13 protein-coding genes are annotated in these 18,090 nt (G+C 69.8%); 7 read left to right on the top strand and 6 right to left on the bottom strand.

Going from position 1 to position 18,090, the window contains the following annotated elements; translation table 11 throughout:
• The first annotated feature begins 266 nt into the window (after positions 1–266).
• Entirely contained in the window at positions 267–2,768 is a 2,502-nt protein-coding gene (locus tag LX14_RS03590) for a sensor domain-containing protein (RefSeq protein ID WP_253645899.1), read from the top strand.
• Between the two features lie 21 nt (positions 2,769–2,789).
• On the opposite strand, the gene LX14_RS03595 is transcribed toward LX14_RS03590, so the two are convergent.
• Positions 2,790–4,994, bottom strand: coding sequence for an acyl-CoA dehydrogenase family protein (locus LX14_RS03595; protein ID WP_253645900.1), 2,205 nt, complete (start codon positions 4,992–4,994; stop codon positions 2,790–2,792).
• 201 nt (positions 4,995–5,195) lie between these two features.
• On the opposite strand from LX14_RS03595, the gene kstR reads away from it, so the two are divergent.
• The 4 genes from kstR (at position 5,196) to LX14_RS03615 (ending at position 9,326) form a co-directional block, all read left to right on the top strand.
• Positions 5,196–5,843 (top strand): cholesterol catabolism transcriptional regulator KstR, encoded by a 648-nt coding sequence (gene kstR, locus LX14_RS03600; protein ID WP_253645901.1) that lies wholly within the window; start codon positions 5,196–5,198, stop codon positions 5,841–5,843.
• Complete coding sequence (locus tag LX14_RS03605) at positions 5,840–7,003, top strand: iron-containing alcohol dehydrogenase (protein WP_253645902.1); 1,164 nt, start codon at positions 5,840–5,842, stop codon at positions 7,001–7,003. Before kstR ends, LX14_RS03605 begins: the two co-directional genes overlap by 4 nt.
• 33 nt (positions 7,004–7,036) lie before the next feature.
• Positions 7,037–7,483 (top strand): DUF6264 family protein, encoded by a 447-nt coding sequence (locus LX14_RS03610; RefSeq protein ID WP_308214066.1) that lies wholly within the window; start codon positions 7,037–7,039, stop codon positions 7,481–7,483.
• A gap of 64 nt (positions 7,484–7,547) precedes the next feature.
• Positions 7,548–9,326: an acyl-CoA dehydrogenase gene (locus tag LX14_RS03615; protein WP_253645904.1), complete on the top strand. Its 1,779-nt coding sequence runs from the start codon at positions 7,548–7,550 to the stop codon at positions 9,324–9,326.
• A gap of 22 nt (positions 9,327–9,348) precedes the next feature.
• On the opposite strand, the gene LX14_RS03620 is transcribed toward LX14_RS03615, so the two are convergent.
• The 4 genes from LX14_RS03620 to LX14_RS03635 all read right to left on the bottom strand — a co-directional run bounded on the left by LX14_RS03620 (position 9,349) and on the right by LX14_RS03635 (position 13,145).
• The gene (locus tag LX14_RS03620) at positions 9,349–9,681 is read right to left on the bottom strand and encodes a DUF3140 domain-containing protein (RefSeq protein ID WP_253645905.1); all 333 of its coding nucleotides are present in this window, start codon (positions 9,679–9,681) and stop codon (positions 9,349–9,351) included.
• A 111-nt stretch (positions 9,682–9,792) separates the two neighbouring features.
• Positions 9,793–10,752, bottom strand: a complete 960-nt coding sequence (locus LX14_RS03625) for a ferritin-like domain-containing protein (protein ID WP_253645906.1) — start codon at positions 10,750–10,752, stop codon at positions 9,793–9,795.
• Positions 10,753–10,903: 151 nt separating this feature from the next.
• Entirely contained in the window at positions 10,904–11,659 is a 756-nt protein-coding gene (locus tag LX14_RS03630) for a DUF8017 domain-containing protein (protein ID WP_253645907.1), read from the bottom strand.
• Positions 11,660–11,951: 292 nt separating this feature from the next.
• Positions 11,952–13,145 (bottom strand): FAD-dependent monooxygenase, encoded by a 1,194-nt coding sequence (locus LX14_RS03635; RefSeq protein WP_253645908.1) that lies wholly within the window; start codon positions 13,143–13,145, stop codon positions 11,952–11,954.
• A 67-nt stretch (positions 13,146–13,212) separates the two neighbouring features.
• Between LX14_RS03635 and LX14_RS03640 the strand changes: the two genes are divergently transcribed.
• On the top strand, positions 13,213–13,677 hold the full coding sequence (locus tag LX14_RS03640; RefSeq protein ID WP_253645909.1) for a MarR family winged helix-turn-helix transcriptional regulator: 465 nt from the start codon (positions 13,213–13,215) through the stop codon (positions 13,675–13,677).
• Positions 13,678–13,784: 107 nt separating this feature from the next.
• Here LX14_RS03640 and LX14_RS03645 read toward each other — a convergent pair whose 3' ends face one another.
• Complete coding sequence (locus LX14_RS03645; RefSeq protein WP_253645910.1) at positions 13,785–16,313, bottom strand: ATP-dependent Clp protease ATP-binding subunit; 2,529 nt, start codon at positions 16,311–16,313, stop codon at positions 13,785–13,787.
• 311 nt (positions 16,314–16,624) lie between these two features.
• Here LX14_RS03645 and LX14_RS03650 point away from each other — a divergent pair, with 311 nt between their 5' ends.
• Positions 16,625–18,064, top strand: a complete 1,440-nt coding sequence (locus LX14_RS03650; protein ID WP_253645911.1) for an acyltransferase — start codon at positions 16,625–16,627, stop codon at positions 18,062–18,064.
• Positions 18,065–18,090: the final 26 nt, after the last annotated feature.

Below are 18,090 nucleotides of genomic sequence, written 5' to 3' on the forward strand. Positions count from 1 at the left end.
GGGCCAGAGTTGGTGAATTTCCCATCATGAACTCCTTGTCGAATTCGACGACAAGCGATCGCTTATCGTGTATCGCCCCAGGTCAGGGGGCATCTACCACGATGTCCTACGAATGCCGTACAGCGCGAGTGCAGGAGAAGTCACAGACCCCGGGAAAAAGCTTTCGCACTAGCAGTCACCTGCGATATCGCTGTGCGGGACAATGGCGGTGGCGTCGTGGTCGAACCGGTGCCCGTGAACGGGCGAGTCGAGGGGTCGGAGAGGTCGTGGATGACGGTGACGATCAGGAGATCGACGATCAGGACATCGTCGCGCCGGCGGCCGCGCCGATGACGTCACCCGCCGCCTCCTCGTCGGTCGCCGAGCGCTATCGCCTGCTGCTCGAGCTCAGTCCGGACTCCATCGCGGTCCACCAGCACGGCGAGATCGTCTACGTGAACTCCGCGGCCGTGCGGTTCGCCCGCGTCGACGATCCGGCCGCGCTCATCGGCCGGCCCATCTCCGACTTCGTCCACCCGGACTCGCTGCCGCGCATGCTCGAACGCATCACCGCCATGGGTGCCGAGGCCGGGGCGTCGACGATCCCCGAGGAGATGTTGATGACCAACTCGACCGGGGAGACCCGGACGATGGAGGTCACCTCGGTCCGCACCGTCTGGAGCGGCGAGCCCGCCTATCAGGTGATCATGCGCGACGTCGCGGCCCAGAAGGCCGCCGAGATCGCGCTGCGCCACCAGGCGGCGCTCGTCGACCACGTCAGCGACGCGGTGATCTCGGTGGACGCGCAGCTCGCCGTCCGCTCGTGGAACCAGGGGGCGCGCAGGCTCTACGGGATCGCGCCGATCGGTGCCGTGGGACTCCCGCTGGCGACCCTCGTCGGCGCGGACATCGATCCCCAGCGCATCCTCGCCACGGGTGGGTCCGTCGACGCCCTGCACCACCGCGGCGACACGGGGCGACCGATCATGGTGCACCTGTCGGTGACCGCGCTGGGCGACGGCTACCTCGTGGTCGGCGCGGCCACGCGCCGCCCGCTCATCGAGCGCCTGGGCACCATCCTCACCTCGCTGCACCAGGCCGTCGTCGTGGTCGACGAGGACGGGCGCGTGGCGCTCGCGAACCCGGCCGCGCTGGCGGCGTTGCAGGTGACCGCCCCACAGGTGCCCGGCCTGCCGTTCGACGACATCGGGCTGGACTTCCCCGACGACGCCACCTCACCCGTCGCGGCCTGCCTGCGCACCGGTCGGCCCGTCGTCGACAGGCTCGCGACGATCGAGACCCCGGACGGGCGGCGGTGGTTGTCGTGCAGCGTGCGCGCGATCGACGACGACGTCGACGTGACCGCCGCGCTCGTGTCCATGGTGGACATCACCGATCACCACGAACGCACCTCACAGCTCGCCTGGGAGGCCAACCACGACTACCTGACGGGTCTCCTGAACCGCGGAGGTGTGCTGCGGCGCCTCGCCACCCACCTCGAGGCGCTCACCGACGCCGACGACCGGATCGCGGTCTACTACCTCGATCTCGACAACTTCAAGCTCGTCAACGACTCCCTCGGTCACTCCGTCGGCGACGAGGTGCTCCAGGAGATCGCCCGGCGGCTCGACGGCGTCACGCCACCCGGCAGTGCGATCGGACGGATCGGTGGGGACGAGTTCGTCATCGTGACCCCACTGTCCGCGGACTACGCCGACAGCATCGAGCGGCAGAGCCTGCAGGTCCACGCCGCGGTCAACGGTCCCATCGCGCTGGGGTCCCGCAGCGAGCGCCTGACCATCAGCATCGGTGTCGTCGTGGCCGGCGTCGGTGACACCCGCACGCCGACAGATCTGCTGCGTGACGCCGACATCGCTCTCTACCAGGCGAAGCTCGAGGCCAGTTCGCAGACGCCCTACGTCCGGTTCCGCGTGGCCCACCGCCAGGACCTGCAGCGCCGACAACGGATCGAACAGGACCTCCGTGCGGCCATGCACGCCGACGCCGAGGGCCTGCACCTCGAGTACCAACCGGTCGTCACGACCGGCGACCACCGTGTGGTCGCCGTCGAGGCGCTGTTGCGCTGGGACCACCCGGAGTTGGGCCGCATCTCCCCCGCGGAGTTCATCCCGATCGCCGAGATGACCGATCTCATCGACCTCGTCGGTGAGTTCGTCGTGCGCACCGCCACACGCGAGTTCACGCAACGCCCCTGGACCACCGATCTGACGTTGTGCGTCAACGTGTCCCGACGCGAACTGTCCGACCGCGCACTGCTCTCCCGCCTGAACCGCGCCCTGATCGAGACCGGACTCGCCCCCGAGCGGTTGTGCGTCGAGATCACCGAGAGCGCGCTGGCCGCCATCGACTCCCGCGCCCCGGCGACGGTGGCCGCGGTGCGCGAGCTGGGCATCCAGGTCGCGATCGACGACTTCGGCACCGGCGCATCGTCGTTGAACCAGCTCTACCGGATGCCGATCAGCATCCTGAAGACGGCCAAGCCGTTCGTCGACGCCCTCGACGAGAGCGTCGAGGCGCGCGCAATCCTCTCCAGCATCGTCGCCATGGCCCACACGACCGGGATGCGGGTCGTCGCCGAGGGTGTCGAGACCTCCAGCCAGGCAGCGAAGGTCGCGGGCGTCGGCTGCGACTTCGCGCAGGGGTACTACTACGCGACACCGCGTCTGCTGGCCGACATCGAGCCCCTGGTGCGCGCGGGCACCACCGCGACCACCCGGGTCGGCACGGAGGGGCAACCCTCCCCCGACTTCCGCGACGACGCCCGCTGACCCGACCGGGTCAGTGCGGGGTCACCGCGGCAGGCCCAGGATCCGTTCCGCCGCGGCGGTCGCCAACACCTGCGACGTGCCGCCGGCGATGGTGAGACACCGGTTGCGCAGGTAGAGATCTGCCGCGTCGGACATCGCGAGACCGTCGGGACCGAGCACCGACAGCGCGAACTCCGGTACGTCCTGACGGTGACGCGCGCCGATCAGCTTGCGCACACTCGAGATCGCCCCGGGGTCGGTGCCGGCGAGCTGCTGGACCACCGACCGCGCGTCGAGCACCCGACCGATCTGGGCGTGGACGCACAACCGCCCCAACCGGTCTCGTGCGACCGGGTCGAGCCCAGCCGGTGCGTGGGCGAGCTGGTCCAGGAGGGATTCCATCTCCTTGCCCAGTCCCCCACCGCCCATCGCCACCCGCTCGTTGGCCAGCGTGGTCCGCGCGAGGCGCCACCCGCCGCCGGTCTCGCCGACGAGACAGTCGTCGCCGACGAACACGTCGTCGAGGAACACCTCGTTGAACAGGGCGTTGCCGGTGATCTCGCGCAGCGGGCGCACGTCGATGCCGGGACTGCGCATGTCGACGAGGAAGTAGCTGATGCCCTTGTGTTTCGGGGCGTCCGGATCGGTCCGGGCGAGGCAGATCGCCCAGTCGGCGTTGTGCGCCTCGGAGGTCCAGATCTTCTGGCCGGTGAGCAGCCACCCGCCGTCGGTGCGCACCGCCTTCGTGCGCAGGGCGGCGAGATCCGACCCGGCCTCGGGCTCGCTGAAGAGCTGACACCACGTGATGTCGCCGGCGAGGGTCGGTGCGACGAACCGGTCACGCTGCTCGTCGGTCCCGTGTTCAAGAATGGTCGGGATGGCCCAGCCCGCGATGACGATGTCGGGGCGGGCCACCCCGGCCCTGTCGAGTTCGTCGTCGACGAGCAGCTGCAACGCCGGACCCGCACCGAGCCCGTACGGACGCGGCCAGTGCGGCATCAGGTAGCCGGAGTCGGCCAGGGCCCGGCGGACGTCGTCGGAGGCGGCGATGCGCTCGCTGGTGGCGCGGACCTCGTCGCGCAGGTGTTCGGAGTCGGACAGGTCGACCTCGACGCGTCGTCGCGTACCGGAGAGCACCGCCCCCGCGACCGCGTCGTGCCAGGGCGTCGTCCCGCCCAGCTGCTGTCGCAGCGAGAGTGCCGCCCGCAGATAGAGGTGTGCCGCGTGGTCGAACGTGAAACCGATCCCGCCGAGCACCTGGATGCAGTCGGCCGCGGTCGCGGCGGGGAGGTCGGCGGTGGCCGCGGCCGCCACCGCGGTGGCCAGTCCGAGTTGGGCCGTGGAGTCAGAAGAGAGGGCGTCAGAAGAGAGGGCGTCGGACACGGCGTGCGCGGCGTCCCAGGCCGCCGCGGTCATCTGCTCACTGCGGCAGAGCATCTCGGCGCAGAGGTGCTTGACCGCCTGGAACGAGCCGATCGGCTTCCCGAACTGCTCACGGAACTTCGCGTGCTCGGTCGCGGTGTCGAGCGCCCAGCGGGTCAGACCGGAGGCATACGCCGCGTACCCCGCCACCACCGCGGCACGGACGAGCTCGTCGGGGGCTGCGAGAACCGCCGAGTCGGGGACACCCACGCCCCGCAACGAGACCACGGCGACGGTGGCGGTGCCGTCGACCGCCGACATCACCTTGCTCGCGACGCCCGGGCCGTCGGCGTCCACGACGACCCACCGGGTCGCCGAGTCGACGACGACCGCCAGCATCAGCAGACCGCCGGGATGCAGGCCGACCGCGGTGAGGTGATCGGCGTCGAGGACGAGCGCACCGTCGACCCGACGGCCGGAGACCGTCTCGGTCGACGATGCGGACAGCGCCGACGGCACGATCCCCACGGGCCGCTCTCCCGCCATGACCGACTCCGCCAGGTCGGCGACATCCGGGCCGGCGACGTCCGGGCCGCCCGACGCGAGGAAGTGCGCCGCGACGGCGGTGGGCACCACCGGACCGGGCACGAGATCGTGTCCGCACTGCTCGACCATCACGGCCAGGTCGACGAACGGTGCGCCGAGCCCGCCGGACTCCTCCGGCGCGGTCACGGCGAAGAGGCCGAGCTCGGCGGCACCGGGCAGCAGGGCGGGCTCGGCGCCGTCCAGCGCACCGCGTACGGCGGACACCGCGTCGCCGCGTGCGGCCCATCGATGGACGGCGTCGGTGAAGGACGCGTGGTCGGCCGAATCGGCGATCGACATCGGCGGATACTCCCTCGTCATACGTGTCGCGCGAACTAGAACGTGTTCTAATCATGCCATGCCGCATCACGCCGCGAATCGCCGTTCCCCGGCCCGGGGGAATATCGTGGTCGTAACGGATGAAGGGTCGCCGACGGGATCGGGGTGCAGTCGACGTCGGTCGACCGTCACTCCCGCGGCGCGTGACGTGAGGAACTGACCATGGCCACCCCGGCGACGAACGGCGGCACGACGACAGTCGCCACGGCGGCGACCGACGCCGACCTCGGCTCCACCGCCCAGCGCGAACGCCGTCGTCGCATCCTCGACGCCACGCTCGCGCTGGCCAGCAAGGGTGGCTACGACGCGGTGCAGATGCGCGCCGTGGCCGACAGGGCCGACGTCGCGGTCGGGACGCTCTACCGCTACTTCCCGTCCAAGGTGCATCTCCTCGTCACCGCGCTCTCCCGCGAACTCGCCCGCGTCGAGGGACGCGCCGACCGCTCGAAGCTGCAGGGCGACAACGCCGTCGAGCGACTCCGGCACGTGCTGGACCTCATCACCCTGGCCATGCAGCGCGATCCCCTCCTGACGGAGGCCATGACGAGGGCGTTCATGTTCGCCGACGCGTCCGCCGCCACCGAGGTCGACGCCGTCGCCGGCATCATCGACCGTCTGCTCGCCGGCGCCATGGCCGAGGACGAGCCGACCGACGAGGACCTCAAGATCGCGCGCGTCATCTCCGACGTCTGGATGTCCAACCTCGTGCAGTGGCTCACCCGTCGCGTCACCGCCACCGACGTCACCAACCGCCTCGAACTCACCGTGGAACTGCTGCTCGCCGGCCGCGACTCGCGAGAGGCGGGGTGACACCGGCCGCGATCGCGCTGCCCCGGCTGGTCCACATCGGCGCCGGGGCGCTCGACCGCCTCGGGTCCGTGATCGCGACCCTCGGCGTCCACCGGCCCGTGGTCGTCACCGATCGCTTCATGGTCGAGTCCGGCGTCGCGCAGCGGGTGATGGACCTGCTCGTCGCGGCCGGGACCACCCCCGCCCTGTTCGACGGCACCGTCCCCGACCCCACCACCGACTCGCTCGGCCCCGGCCTGGACGCCGTCCGGGCGGCGCATGCCGATGCCGTTGTCGGGCTCGGCGGCGGCAGCCCCATCGACACCGCCAAGGCGCTGTCGGTGCTGTACGCCAATGGCGGGACGATGACCGACTACCGCGCGCCCGGGCCCTACACGGGACCCGCGCTGCCGATCGTCGCGATCCCGACCACCGCCGGGTCCGGCTCGGAGGCCACGCAGTTCACCGTCATCACCGACAGCGTGACCGACGAGAAGATGCTCTGCCCCGGCCTGTCGTTCCTGCCGGTGGCCACCATCGTCGACGTCGACCTCACCATGACGATGCCCGCGCGACTGTCCGCCGACACCGGCGTCGATGCACTCACCCATGCGATCGAGGCGTACGTGAGCCGCAAGGCCAACCCCGTCAGCGACGGACTCGCGGTGGCCGCGATGCGCACCATCGCGGGAGCGCTGCGGCGCGTGTACGCCGACGGCACCGATCGCGACGCCCGGGCGGCGATGATGGTCGCCGCGACACAGGCGGGGATGGCCTTCTCGAACGCCTCGGTGGCACTCGTCCACGGGATGAGCCGGCCCATCGGTGGTCATTTCCACGTCGCCCACGGCCTGTCGAACGCGATGCTGCTGCCCGCGGTGACGCGGTTCTCCGTCGACGCGGCGCTCGACCGCTACGCCGACTGCGCCCGCGCGATGCGCATCGTCACCGACAGCGCCGACGATCGCACGGCCGCGTACGCCCTGGTCGACGAGCTGACGTGCCTGTGCGCCGACGTGGAGGTGCCGACACCGGCGACCCACGGGATCGACGCCGACGCCTGGGCGGCACGCCTGCCGGTGATGGCCGAGCAGGCCCTGGCGTCGGGCTCACCGGCGAACAACCCCCGCGTCCCCGACGCGGACGAGATCGTCGCGCTGTACCAGCAGATCTATCGCTGACCCCGTCTGAGTAGAACCCCCCACGCCGGATGGGTGGCGACACCGACGCCGTGGCCCGCCCGGCGTCCTACCGTTCGGGACATGACCTCGCCGTATCCGCAGCCGTACCCCCAGCCGTATCCGCAGTACGCGCCCGCGTCCCGCCCCATGTCGCGGACGAACACCGCCGACGTGATCGTCACCAGCCTGCTGATCGCCACCCATGTCGCGGTCGTCGGCGCATCCGCGTTCTTCAGCATGTTCTATGCGATGGCGAGCGACCCGTGCGGATCGGGCACAGCGTGCAACACCGGGAACATCGGGTGGGCCTACGCCGTGACCGACCTCGGGGGCATGGGCGTGCTCCTGGCCGCGTCGATCGTCGCCGTGGTCCTCATGGTCCGGCGTCGGATCGCGTTCTGGGTGCCGCTCGTCGGGATCGCGGTCCACGTCGGGCTGATGGCGCTGTCGTTCTCCCTGCTCGACAGCGTCGTCCCCTGACCCGAAAATGCCGGGGATCCGCGGTCGGCGCATCATGGCTGCCATACCGATGAATGGGAGACCCATGGCCGAGCCGCTGTCCCGTCGAGACCTCGACTTCCTGCTGTACGAGTGGCTCGACGTCGTCGCGCTGACCGAGAGGGAGCGTTTCGCCGAGCACTCGAAGGACACCTTCGACGACGTGCTGTCCCTCAGCGCCGACATGGCCGAGCAGCTGTTCGCGCCGCACAACAAGAAGGCCGACCAGAACGAGCCGTACGTCGGCGAGGACGGCCGGGTGGTCCTCATCGACGAGGTCCACGAGGCCCTCGCCGAGTTCCGGAAGTCCGGACTCACCGCCGGCTCGTTCGACGAGGCCGTCGGCGGGCTGCAGCTGCCGAACGTCGTCAGCCGGGCCTCGCTCGCGTTCTTCCAGGCCGCGAACCCGTCGTCGTCGACGTACCCGTTCCTCACCGTCGGCAACGCCAACCTGCTCATCGAGTACGGCACCGACGAGCAGATCGACACGTGGGTCAAGCCGATGGTGGACGGACGGTTCTACGGCACCATGTGCCTGTCGGAGCCGCAGGCGGGGTCCACCCTCGCCGACATCACCACCAAGGCCGTACCCGCCGACGACGGCAGCTGGCGGCTGACCGGCACCAAGATGTGGATCTCGGCCGGCGAGCACGAACTGAGCGAGAACATCGTCCACCTCGTGTTGGCGAAGACACCCGGCGCTCCCGCCGGCGTCAAGGGCATCTCGCTGTTCATCGCGCCCAAGTACCTGGCCGACGGCACCCGCAACGACATCGCCCTCGTGGGCCTGAACCACAAGATGGGCAACCGCGGCACCACCAACTGCCTGCTCAACTTCGGCGACGGAACCCATTCGCCCGCACCGGAGAAGGGGGCGGTCGCCTACCTCGTCGGCGAGGAGCACCTCGGGCTCACCTACATGTTCCACATGATGAACGAGGCCCGGATCGGCGTCGGGTTCCTCGCGACCGCCATCGGCTACGCCGGGTACCAGGCCTCGCTGGAGTACGCGAAGGTCCGCACACAGGGACGTCCGCTGGACAACAAGGACCCGTCGTCGCCGCCCGTGCCGATCATCGACCACGCCGACGTACGACGGATGCTCCTGGCGCAGAAGTCCTACGTCGAGGGTGCGCTGGCCCTGGGCCTGTACGCGTGCACCCTCGTCGACGAGGAGCAGACCTCGACGGGACAGTCCCGCGACGACGCGCACCTGCTCCTCGACGTGTTGACGCCCATCGTGAAGAGCTGGCCGTCGCAGTGGTGCCTCGAGGCCAACAGCCTCGCCATCCAGGTCCACGGCGGCTACGGCTACACCCGGGACTACGACGTCGAGCAGTTCTACCGCGACAACCGGCTCAACCCGATCCACGAGGGCGCCCACGGCATCCACGGACTCGACCTGCTCGGCCGGAAGGTCGTGATCAACGGGGGCAAAGGTCTCGCACTGCTGGTGCAGACGATCACCGCCACCATCGACCGCGCCGTCGCGGCCGGTGGTGCCGCAGCCGAGCACGCCGCCGCGCTGAGGACCGCCGTCGACCGCCTCGCCGCGGTCACCGCGGCGGTGTGGTCGACCGGGGACCCGACCGTCGCGCTCGCGAACGCCACGGTGTACCTCGAGGCCGCGGGGCATGTCGTGATCAGCTGGATCTGGCTGGAGCAGCTCCTCGCGGTCGGCGAGAAGCAGGGCGACTTCTACGACGGGAAACGTGCTGCCGCGCAGTACTTCTTCCGCTACGAGTTGCCGAAGACAGGCGCCCAGTTCGATCTGCTGGAGTCCCTGGACCGCACCACGGTCGACCTCGATCCCGCCTGGCTGTAGGTCGACCGCCGCGGCCCGCGGTCTACTTCAGCGGGTCGTTGCCCCAGTTCATCAGGGAATAGCGCCACTTGGTGTCGGTCACGTCGCCCTTCGGCTCCTGCGCGCGATGGCGGTGCACGTAGCCGACGACCTTGCGCATGTGGGCGGCGTCGTCGTCGGTGAGGTCGGACTTGTTCGTCCGGAGTATCTCCACGATGCGTCGGCCCGACTCGTGCCCGGTCGACTCGCCGCCGTCCTTCGACTGGCCGACGGACCGCGACTCGTCGGTCTGCAGGAACTCCTCGAGTTCCTTCGCGGTCATGTTCACGGCGTCCTGCCAGTCGTCCCAGACCTCGGCCACAGCGTCGTTCGTCACGCTCACTCCTCAGACACGAAGGGACGCAGCCGTGCGGCTGCGTCCCTTCGGATAACCATGTCGCCGGGGGCTCATTCCCCGATGGGCATCACTCGACCGACGACGGAGTCATCACTCGACGCCCACGATGTCCTTCGCGATGGACGCGAGCTGCGTCTGTGCGGCGGAGACGACGCCCTGGCGGTTCTTGTGCGCCTCCTCGTAGTCGACCACGAGGCGGACGTCGGACGGCTTGTCGAGGTCCTTGATGGCGGACACCGCCGACGCCACGGTCAGGTCGTCGTAGTCCGCGATCGGCAGGTCCTGCGCCGACAGCGTGCCGGTCACGGCGCGGGCGCTGTGGATGGTCTCGGCGATGCCGGTCGCACCGGTCTCGCGGGCGGCCTCCTCGGCGGCCTCGAGCGCCGCGTCACGGCCTGCGGTGAGGGTGACGGCGACGGTCTCGGTGGTCTCCTTCGCCGCCGAACGCAGCCCGCTGACGCGCTGCGGCAGCTTCGTGACGCTGTCGATGACCCGATCGGCGCCGCGGGCGACGACCGTGCCCGGCAGCGTGACCGCGGTGGTCAGCAGGCCGGTGGCGAACTGCGAGGGGGTACGGCGCAGGGCTACGGGGCCACCGATGGCCTCCTCGGCGAGGACGGTGGTGAGCCAGTCGACGGTCGCCGTGTGCGCGGTGATCAACGTGTCGGCGAGGTCGACGACATCCCCGAGATCGTGTGCCGTGGCCAGGGCCTTGAGGTACTTCGACCGGCCGAGCAGTTGGTACTCGAGCTGGAGGTCACCGAGGAGCGTCTCGTCGAGGGGCTGTGCCTGCTCGAGCAGGGTCTTGCCCGCGGCGATGCCGCGGCCGATGAGCGGGCGGATGATCTCCGGCAGCCCGCCCAGATCCCGCAGCGCCTTCTCGATGGCGAGCGCGCGGACGCGACCGTTCTCCGCGTTCTGGGTGAGCTCGTCGACGACGGCGTCGGTGCGGGCCTGCAGGACGCGCGTCTGCGCGATCTGGATCTCCGTGTGGGTGAGCGTGAGCAGAACACTCAGCTGCGAGCGAACCGGCGTGGTGGATGCGGCCATGATCGGACCTCCTGGATGTCGGTTGACGTGCTTCTCAACGGTGGAGTCGACCGTGCGCCTCCGATCTACACGCAACCGTGGCGAAGGTCACGATGACAGCGGCACACAGGCCACAGCGGCCACAGGAGGCTCGGTGCGCTGCGCGCGGGGCTCAGCGCGCTGCGCGCAGGGTGCTCACCATCCGATCGCCGTCGGAGGGAACGACCGCGCCGGGGACGCCCTGGGGCAGGGAGATGACGAAGAGGACCGTGCCGGGCTGTCCGGGCACGGTCGTCGCGACCATGCTGTGCAGCGCCGTGGTCCCCTGGCAGGCCGACGGTTCGATCCCGGAGACGGCGGCGACCATCTGCACCGCAGGTCGCCCGCTGACCGAGAACCGCCGCATCTCGCTCAGCTTGACCCGGGGCACGGTGCCCGAGTCCGACGTGTAGATGTCGGTGACGAGCGCGGCCTCGTCCCGCAGCGCGGTGTCGATGTCGCCGGTGCTCGCGGCCCCGGGCAACCCTGCGACCGCGAGGGAGCTCTTCGGGCATCGCGGCGACTCGAGCGAGGACGCACCGCTCATCGTCCGGATGGGGCAGTACCCGAACGGACCGTCGTCACACTTCTTCTCCCAGCCCACCAGTGAGCTGCAGCTCGCGACGGTCCACGTCGACGGGACGTCGTAGGCCAGTCCGCGTTTCCCGGCCACCGTCTTCCACCCGGCCGGTGTGGTCGACGCCGCTGTGGCCGGCGGGCAGGTGTCCTCGGCATCGGCCGACGACGACGGCGCGTCCGTCGCGGTGGACGACGGCGCGGAGGTCGTCGAACTCGCCGCGGTGGTCGTGCTCGAGTCGTCGGAGTCGCGCAGGACGACGACTCCGAGGACCACGACGACGACCACGAGAGCGAGGACGACGCCGACCACGATGGCGACCGTCCGGCCGCTGCCACCCCCACCGGGCGGCTTCCCGGGCGGTCCTCCGGGGCCCCAGGGCGGCGGACCGGGTGGTGGTCCCCACCCGGGAGGTGGACCCTGCGGCGGGATCGGCGGCCCCCACCCGGGTGGCGGTCCCTGGGGTGGCGGTCCCTGGGGCGGCGGTCCCTGGGGCGGAACCCACCCCGGTGGCGGTCCGTACGGCGATCCCATCTCCGGCCTCCCTGCGTCGTCTCGCGCAGGAAGGTATCAGCCGCCGGTCAGGCGTACGACCGCGAGAGCCTCACCGCGCCAGGGCGGGGTCGGCGTCGACGCGGTAGTCCGTCACCCACGACTGCGACCGGTCGGTGACGACGTAGCGGAACACCACCCGCATGATCGCCTCCGAGATCACCCGCTGCACCGCTCCTGGGGTCTTCGCCGACGACGATCGCGCACCCATCGCGACGATCTTCTCGACGCGTCGACGCCGGGCGGTCTCGAAAGCGGCGAACGCCGTCGCGGGGTCGTCGGTGTGACGCGCCAGCAGATCACCCATGACCACGGCGTCCTCCAGCGCCATCGACGCGCCCTGGCCCGAGCTCGGCGCGGGCGCATGGACGGCGTCACCGATGAGGCCGAGGCGGCCCCGGTACCAGTGCGGGACGGAGGGCAGGTCATGGGTGTTGTCGCCGGCGAGGTCCAACCGTCCCGCCGCGATGAGAGCGGCGAAGGGGCTGTCGTCCACCGCAGCGAGGTCGGTCAGATGCGAGCGCCAGTCGTCGGCCGTCGTGGCGGCACGCTCGTGGTCCGAGACGGCCTCGCGGGGCTCGTTGACGAACCAGACGACACGGCCGTCGGCCACCGGCAGGGCGCCGAAGAAGGCGCGCCGTCCGAACACGAAGGTCCAGACGCCCGGGGCGAGACCGTGATCGGTCCCCGCCGCGGTGATCCCGCCGAAGTTGACGAGGCCGAGATACCGGCCCGTCGGGGCACTCGTGTCGATCGCCCGCCGCACCGCGGATCGGATCCCGTCCGCCCCGATGACGACGTCGGCGGAGCGGGTCGTCCCGTCCTCACAGGTGACCGTGGCGATGTCGGAGTCCGTCGACGCCGAGGTCACCCGGACGCCCTTGACCACCTCGGCGCCGCGATGCCGTGCCAGGTTGAGCAGTGCGGCCGCGAGATCGGGGCGGCGGAAGGACAGGGCGGTGGTCCCGTCGGCGAGCGGTGCACCCGCCCCGATCATCCCGAGCCGTCGGCCCGTCGCACCGAGGACGAGATTCCCACCGGTCGGCGACCCCAGCGCGCGGACGTCGTCGAGGGCGCCCACCGCGGCCAACGCCGACAGCCCGTTGGGCGTCACCGTGAACCAGGACCCCTGGTCCCGCCGCCCGACCGCGGACCGTTCCAGCACGGTCACATCGACCCCGCGGTCCCGCAGTGCCATCGCGAGCACCGGCCCCCCGATCCCTCCCCCCACCACGAGTGCGCGCATGCCACAATCCCTTCTACGAGAGTCGTACGATTCGATTTTCGAATGATTCGAATATCGAAAGGTAAGCATGCCAGGCCGTTCCCGTCAACAGGCCATCGCCGACGTGGGCACGGCGATGCAGCACTACCAGCGCAGCGTGCAGGCCTTCGACGACGCCGTCGGCCGCAGACTCGGCGTCGGACCGGCGGACCAACGCTGCCTCGACTGGCTGTCCGAGGGGCCCCTGACGGCCAAGGAACTCGCTGTCGCCACCGGCCTCCGGCCGGCGGCCACCACGGCGCTCATCGACCGCCTGGAGGCGAAGGGGTTCGTCCGCCGGACGCCGTCACCGGACGATCGGCGGCGCGTCCTCGTCGAGATGACCGAGGAGGGCCACGAGCGCGTCTGGGAGGCCTATGGGCCGATGGTCACCGAGGGGCAACGCCTCTTCGACGGGCACACCGTCGCGCAGTTGGACGCCCTGACCGACCTGCTCGAGCGCATGACGGCCCTCACCGAGACCCACCGCGACCGGGTCACCGGGTCGGACTGATCGGCGGACCCACCCCGGACATGACGAAGGGGCGCAACCGTGACGGTTGCGCCCCTTCGTTGTTCAGCGGGTCAGGAGCCGGCCCTGACCTATTCGGCGGCCCTGGGCTACTCGGCTGCCTTGGTGAGCTCCACCGGCGACTCGGGCAGCTCGACGGGCTTCTTCTCACCCTTGAAGGTGAACTTCACGTCCTCGCCGTCGCCTTCGCCGTCCCAGTTGTCGACGTCGACGAGCACGATCTGACCGGGGGTCAGTTCGTTGAAGAGGATCTTCTCCGACATCTGGTCCTCGATCTCGCGCTGGATCGTGCGACGCAGCGGACGAGCACCGAGCACGGGATCGAACCCGCGCTTGGCCAACAGACTCTTGGCCTTGTCGGTGACCTCGAGGGCCATGTCCTTGTTCTTCAGCGCGGTCTCCACCCGGTTCAGCATGAGGTCGACCATCGAGATGATCTCGTCCTTGGTGAGCTGGTGGAAGACGACGATGTCGTCGATGCGGTTGAGGAACTCCGGGCGGAAGTGCTTCTTCAGCTCGTCGTTGACCTTCTGCTTCATCCGCTCGTAGTTCGAGCCGGAGCCGTCACCCGAGGAGAAGCCCAGACCCACGGCCTTGGAGATGTCCGAGGTACCGAGGTTCGAGGTGAAGATCAGGACGGTGTTCTTGAAGTCCACCGTGCGGCCCTGACCGTCGGTGAGACGGCCGTCCTCCAACACCTGCAGCAGCGTGTTGTAGATCTCCGAGTGCGCCTTCTCGATCTCGTCGAACAGCACCACCGAGAACGGCTTGCGGCGGACCTTCTCGGTCAGCTGACCACCCTCTTCGTAGCCGACGTAGCCGGGAGGGGCACCGAACAGGCGCGACGCGGTGAAGCGGTCGTGGAACTCACCCATGTCGATCTGGATGAGCGCGTCGTCCTCACCGAACAGGAAGTTCGCCAGCGCCTTCGACAGCTCGGTCTTACCGACACCGGACGGACCGGCGAAGATGAACGAGCCCGAGGGACGCTTGGGGTCCTTCAGACCGGCGCGCGTACGACGGATCGCCTTCGACACGGCCTTGACCGCCTCGACCTGGCCGATGATCCGCTTGTGCAGCTCGTCCTCCATGCGGAGCAGACGGGTCGTCTCCTCCTCGGTGAGCTTGAACACGGGGATGCCGGTCCAGTTGCCCAGGACCTCGGCGATCTGCTCGTCGTCGACCTCGGCGACGACGTCCATGTCGCCCGAACGCCACTGCTTCTCCCGCTCGGCGCGCTCGGCGACGAGCTGCTTCTCCTTGTCGCGGAGGTTGGCGGCCTTCTCGAAGTCCTGGGCGTCGATCGCCGATTCCTTCTCCTTGCGCGCCGACGCGATCTTGTCGTCGAACTCGCGGAGGTCCGGCGGCGCGGTCATCCGACGGATGCGCATCCGCGCGCCCGCCTCGTCGATGAGGTCGATCGCCTTGTCCGGCAGGAAGCGGTCGTTGATGTAGCGGTCGGCCAGGGTGGCCGCGGCCACGAGCGCACCGTCGGTGATGGACACGCGGTGGTGGCTCTCGTACCGGTCGCGCAGACCCTTGAGGATCTCGATGGTGTGCTCCACCGACGGCTCGCCGACCTGGACCGGCTGGAAACGACGCTCGAGAGCGGCGTCCTTCTCGATGTACTTGCGGTACTCGTCGAGCGTGGTGGCACCGATGGTCTGCAGCTCGCCCCGGGCCAGCTTCGGCTTCAGGATCGAGGCGGCGTCGATCGCGCCCTCGGCGGCACCTGCGCCGACGAGCGTGTGCAGCTCGTCGATGAACAGGATGATGTCGCCGCGGGTGTTGATCTCCTTGAGCACCTTCTTCAGGCGCTCCTCGAAGTCACCGCGGTACCGGCTGCCGGCCACCAGCGACCCGAGGTCGAGGGTGTAGAGCTGCTTGTCCTTGAGCGTCTCCGGCACGTTGCCGTTGACGATGGCCTGCGCGAGGCCCTCGACGACGGCGGTCTTGCCGACACCGGGCTCACCGATGAGGACCGGGTTGTTCTTGGTGCGGCGGCTCAGCACCTGCATGACCCGCTCGATCTCCTTCTCGCGCCCGATGACCGGGTCGAGCTTGGCGTCGGCGGCGGCCGCGGTGAGGTTGCGGCCGAACTGGTCGAGCACGAGCGAGGTCGACGGCGTGCCGGACTCCGAGCTGCGTCCGCCGGTGCCGGCCTCCTGCGGCTCCTTGCCCTGGTAGCCCGACAGCAGCTGGATGACCTGCTGTCGGACGCGGTTCAGGTCGGCGCCGAGCTTCACCAGCACCTGGGCGGCGACGCCCTCGCCCTCACGGATCAGGCCGAGCAGGATGTGCTCGGTGCCGATGTAGTTGTGGCCGAGCTGCAGCGCCTCACGCAGCGAGAGCTCGAGGACTTTCTTGGCGCGCGGCGTGAACGGGATGTGTCCCGACGGGGCCTGCTGGCCCTGGCCGATGATCTCCTCGACCTGGCTGCGGACACCCTCGAGCGAGATGCCGAGCGACTCGAGCGACTTGGCCGCGACACCCTCGCCCTCGTGGATGAGGCCCAGGAGGATGTGCTCGGTACCGATGTAGTTGTGGTTGAGCATCCGCGCCTCTTCCTGGGCGAGGACGACAACCCGGCGAGCGCGGTCGGTGAACCGTTCGAACATTGTTCTCCCTTACGACGTGGTAGCCCCTCGACGCGGACGCCGGGGAAGCTGTGTGGCACTCGATCACCGGAGACCCCGTGTGGGTACACGTCACCTGCGTCGATGCCCTGCGTCCACTGTAGTGGCCGCGATCGGACGGCACCGGTGTTGCGTCACCGTCCATCCGGTGCGAACCCGGACACCTGCGACAACAGTGCAGGTGAGCGGTCCGATACCACGGTGAATACGCCGTCAGCGAACGGCACCGGGACACGCTGACACCGCCGCGGACAGCGGATTGCCAGCATCGGGTCGTATCGTCAGGACCCGCGATGGTTCCCCCCGGCCCGCGCTCCCGCACCGAGCCTGCGCCCACCCCAGCTCCCGCGGCAGCGGTCGATCCGGTCGAACCGGACGAAACACCCACCGAGCCGCCCGCGGCGACACGTCCCGCGAAGGACCGGCACCTCCACCAGATCGATCTCGTCCGGATCGTCACGTTCGCCGCCGTGATCCTCGACCACGTCATGTTGGGCCCCGCCGCGCCCCAGGGATCGTCGACGGTCGGTGGCGTCGGGGTCATTCTGCGCTACACGCGGTACTCGTTCTTCGCGCTGACCGGTTTCGTCCTGACCTACCAGTACCGGCACCGCGAGCTGGAGGTCGTGCCGTTCTGGCGCCGCCGCTTCAAGCTGATCGGCCTGCCCTTCGTGGTGTGGAGTCTCTTCTACTGGCTCTACGGGCACTACACCACCGGCGGCGTCGCGAACATCGTCGACACCGTCCGCTCCGCCCACGCCGCCGCACTCGCCGCGAAGAGCCTCGCCTACGACCTGATCACCGGCACGGCCTGGTACCACCTGTACTTCCTGTCGGTGAGCATGCAGATCTACCTGGTGTTCCCGGCCGCCCTGTGGGTGCTGCGCCGCACGTGGGGCAAGCACCGCTACCTGCTCGCCGCCAGCTTCGCCTTCCACGCGGTGCTGCTGTACCTGATGGTCCGTCCGCAGCACGGGATCTTCACCCACGGCGTCGTCGGGCTCGTGTGGCGTCACCTCGAGGTGACGATCTTCCCGTACCAGTTCTTCATCCTGTCCGGCGCGATCGCGGCCATGCACTTCGAGGCCTTCCAGGCGTTCGCGCGACGCCGGCGGATGCAGGTGTTCGCGGTCGGCGCGGCCGTCGTCGCCGGGACCCTCGGCTACTTCCTGTACCTGGTGCACCACGGCGAGCCGATGTTCCGGGCCACGAACGTCTTCATGCTGCACAACACGTTCGCTTACGTCGCGATCATCGCGATGCTCTACTGCGTCGGCACGCTGTGGCAGGAACGCCGCACCCCGGGCTCGGTGCCCGCCCGGTTCCTGACCACCGCCGCAGACCGGTCCTTCGGGATCTATCTCGCCCACGCGCTCGCTCTGGACGTGGTGCAGTCGACCCTCGTCCGCGACCTCCACACGAACTCGGCGGTCCTGATCATCGTCGACTACCTCGCGACGGTGGCCGTGACCATCGTGATCGTCGAGGCGCTGCGACGGTCGCCGCTGAGCCTGGTGACCACCGGCCGCAGCATGATCGACCCCGGCAGGCAGGACCTCATCCGATCGGCCCTGGTGGGCCTGGCGGCCGCGATCGTCGGCGTGACACTGCGGTACACCGCGTCGCCGCTCACGGGCACAGCGCTCCTGGGAGCCGGTGCGCTGATGCTGCTCTCGGCCGCCTGGGTCACGTGGCGCCGACACGCGACACGCCCACCCGCTCCCGTCGGCTGAGCTCGAGAGTCGGCCGGGCGCGAGGA

Source organism: Williamsia deligens, from assembly GCF_024171765.1.
Classification (GTDB): Bacteria; Actinomycetota; Actinomycetes; order Mycobacteriales; family Mycobacteriaceae; genus Williamsia_A; species Williamsia_A deligens.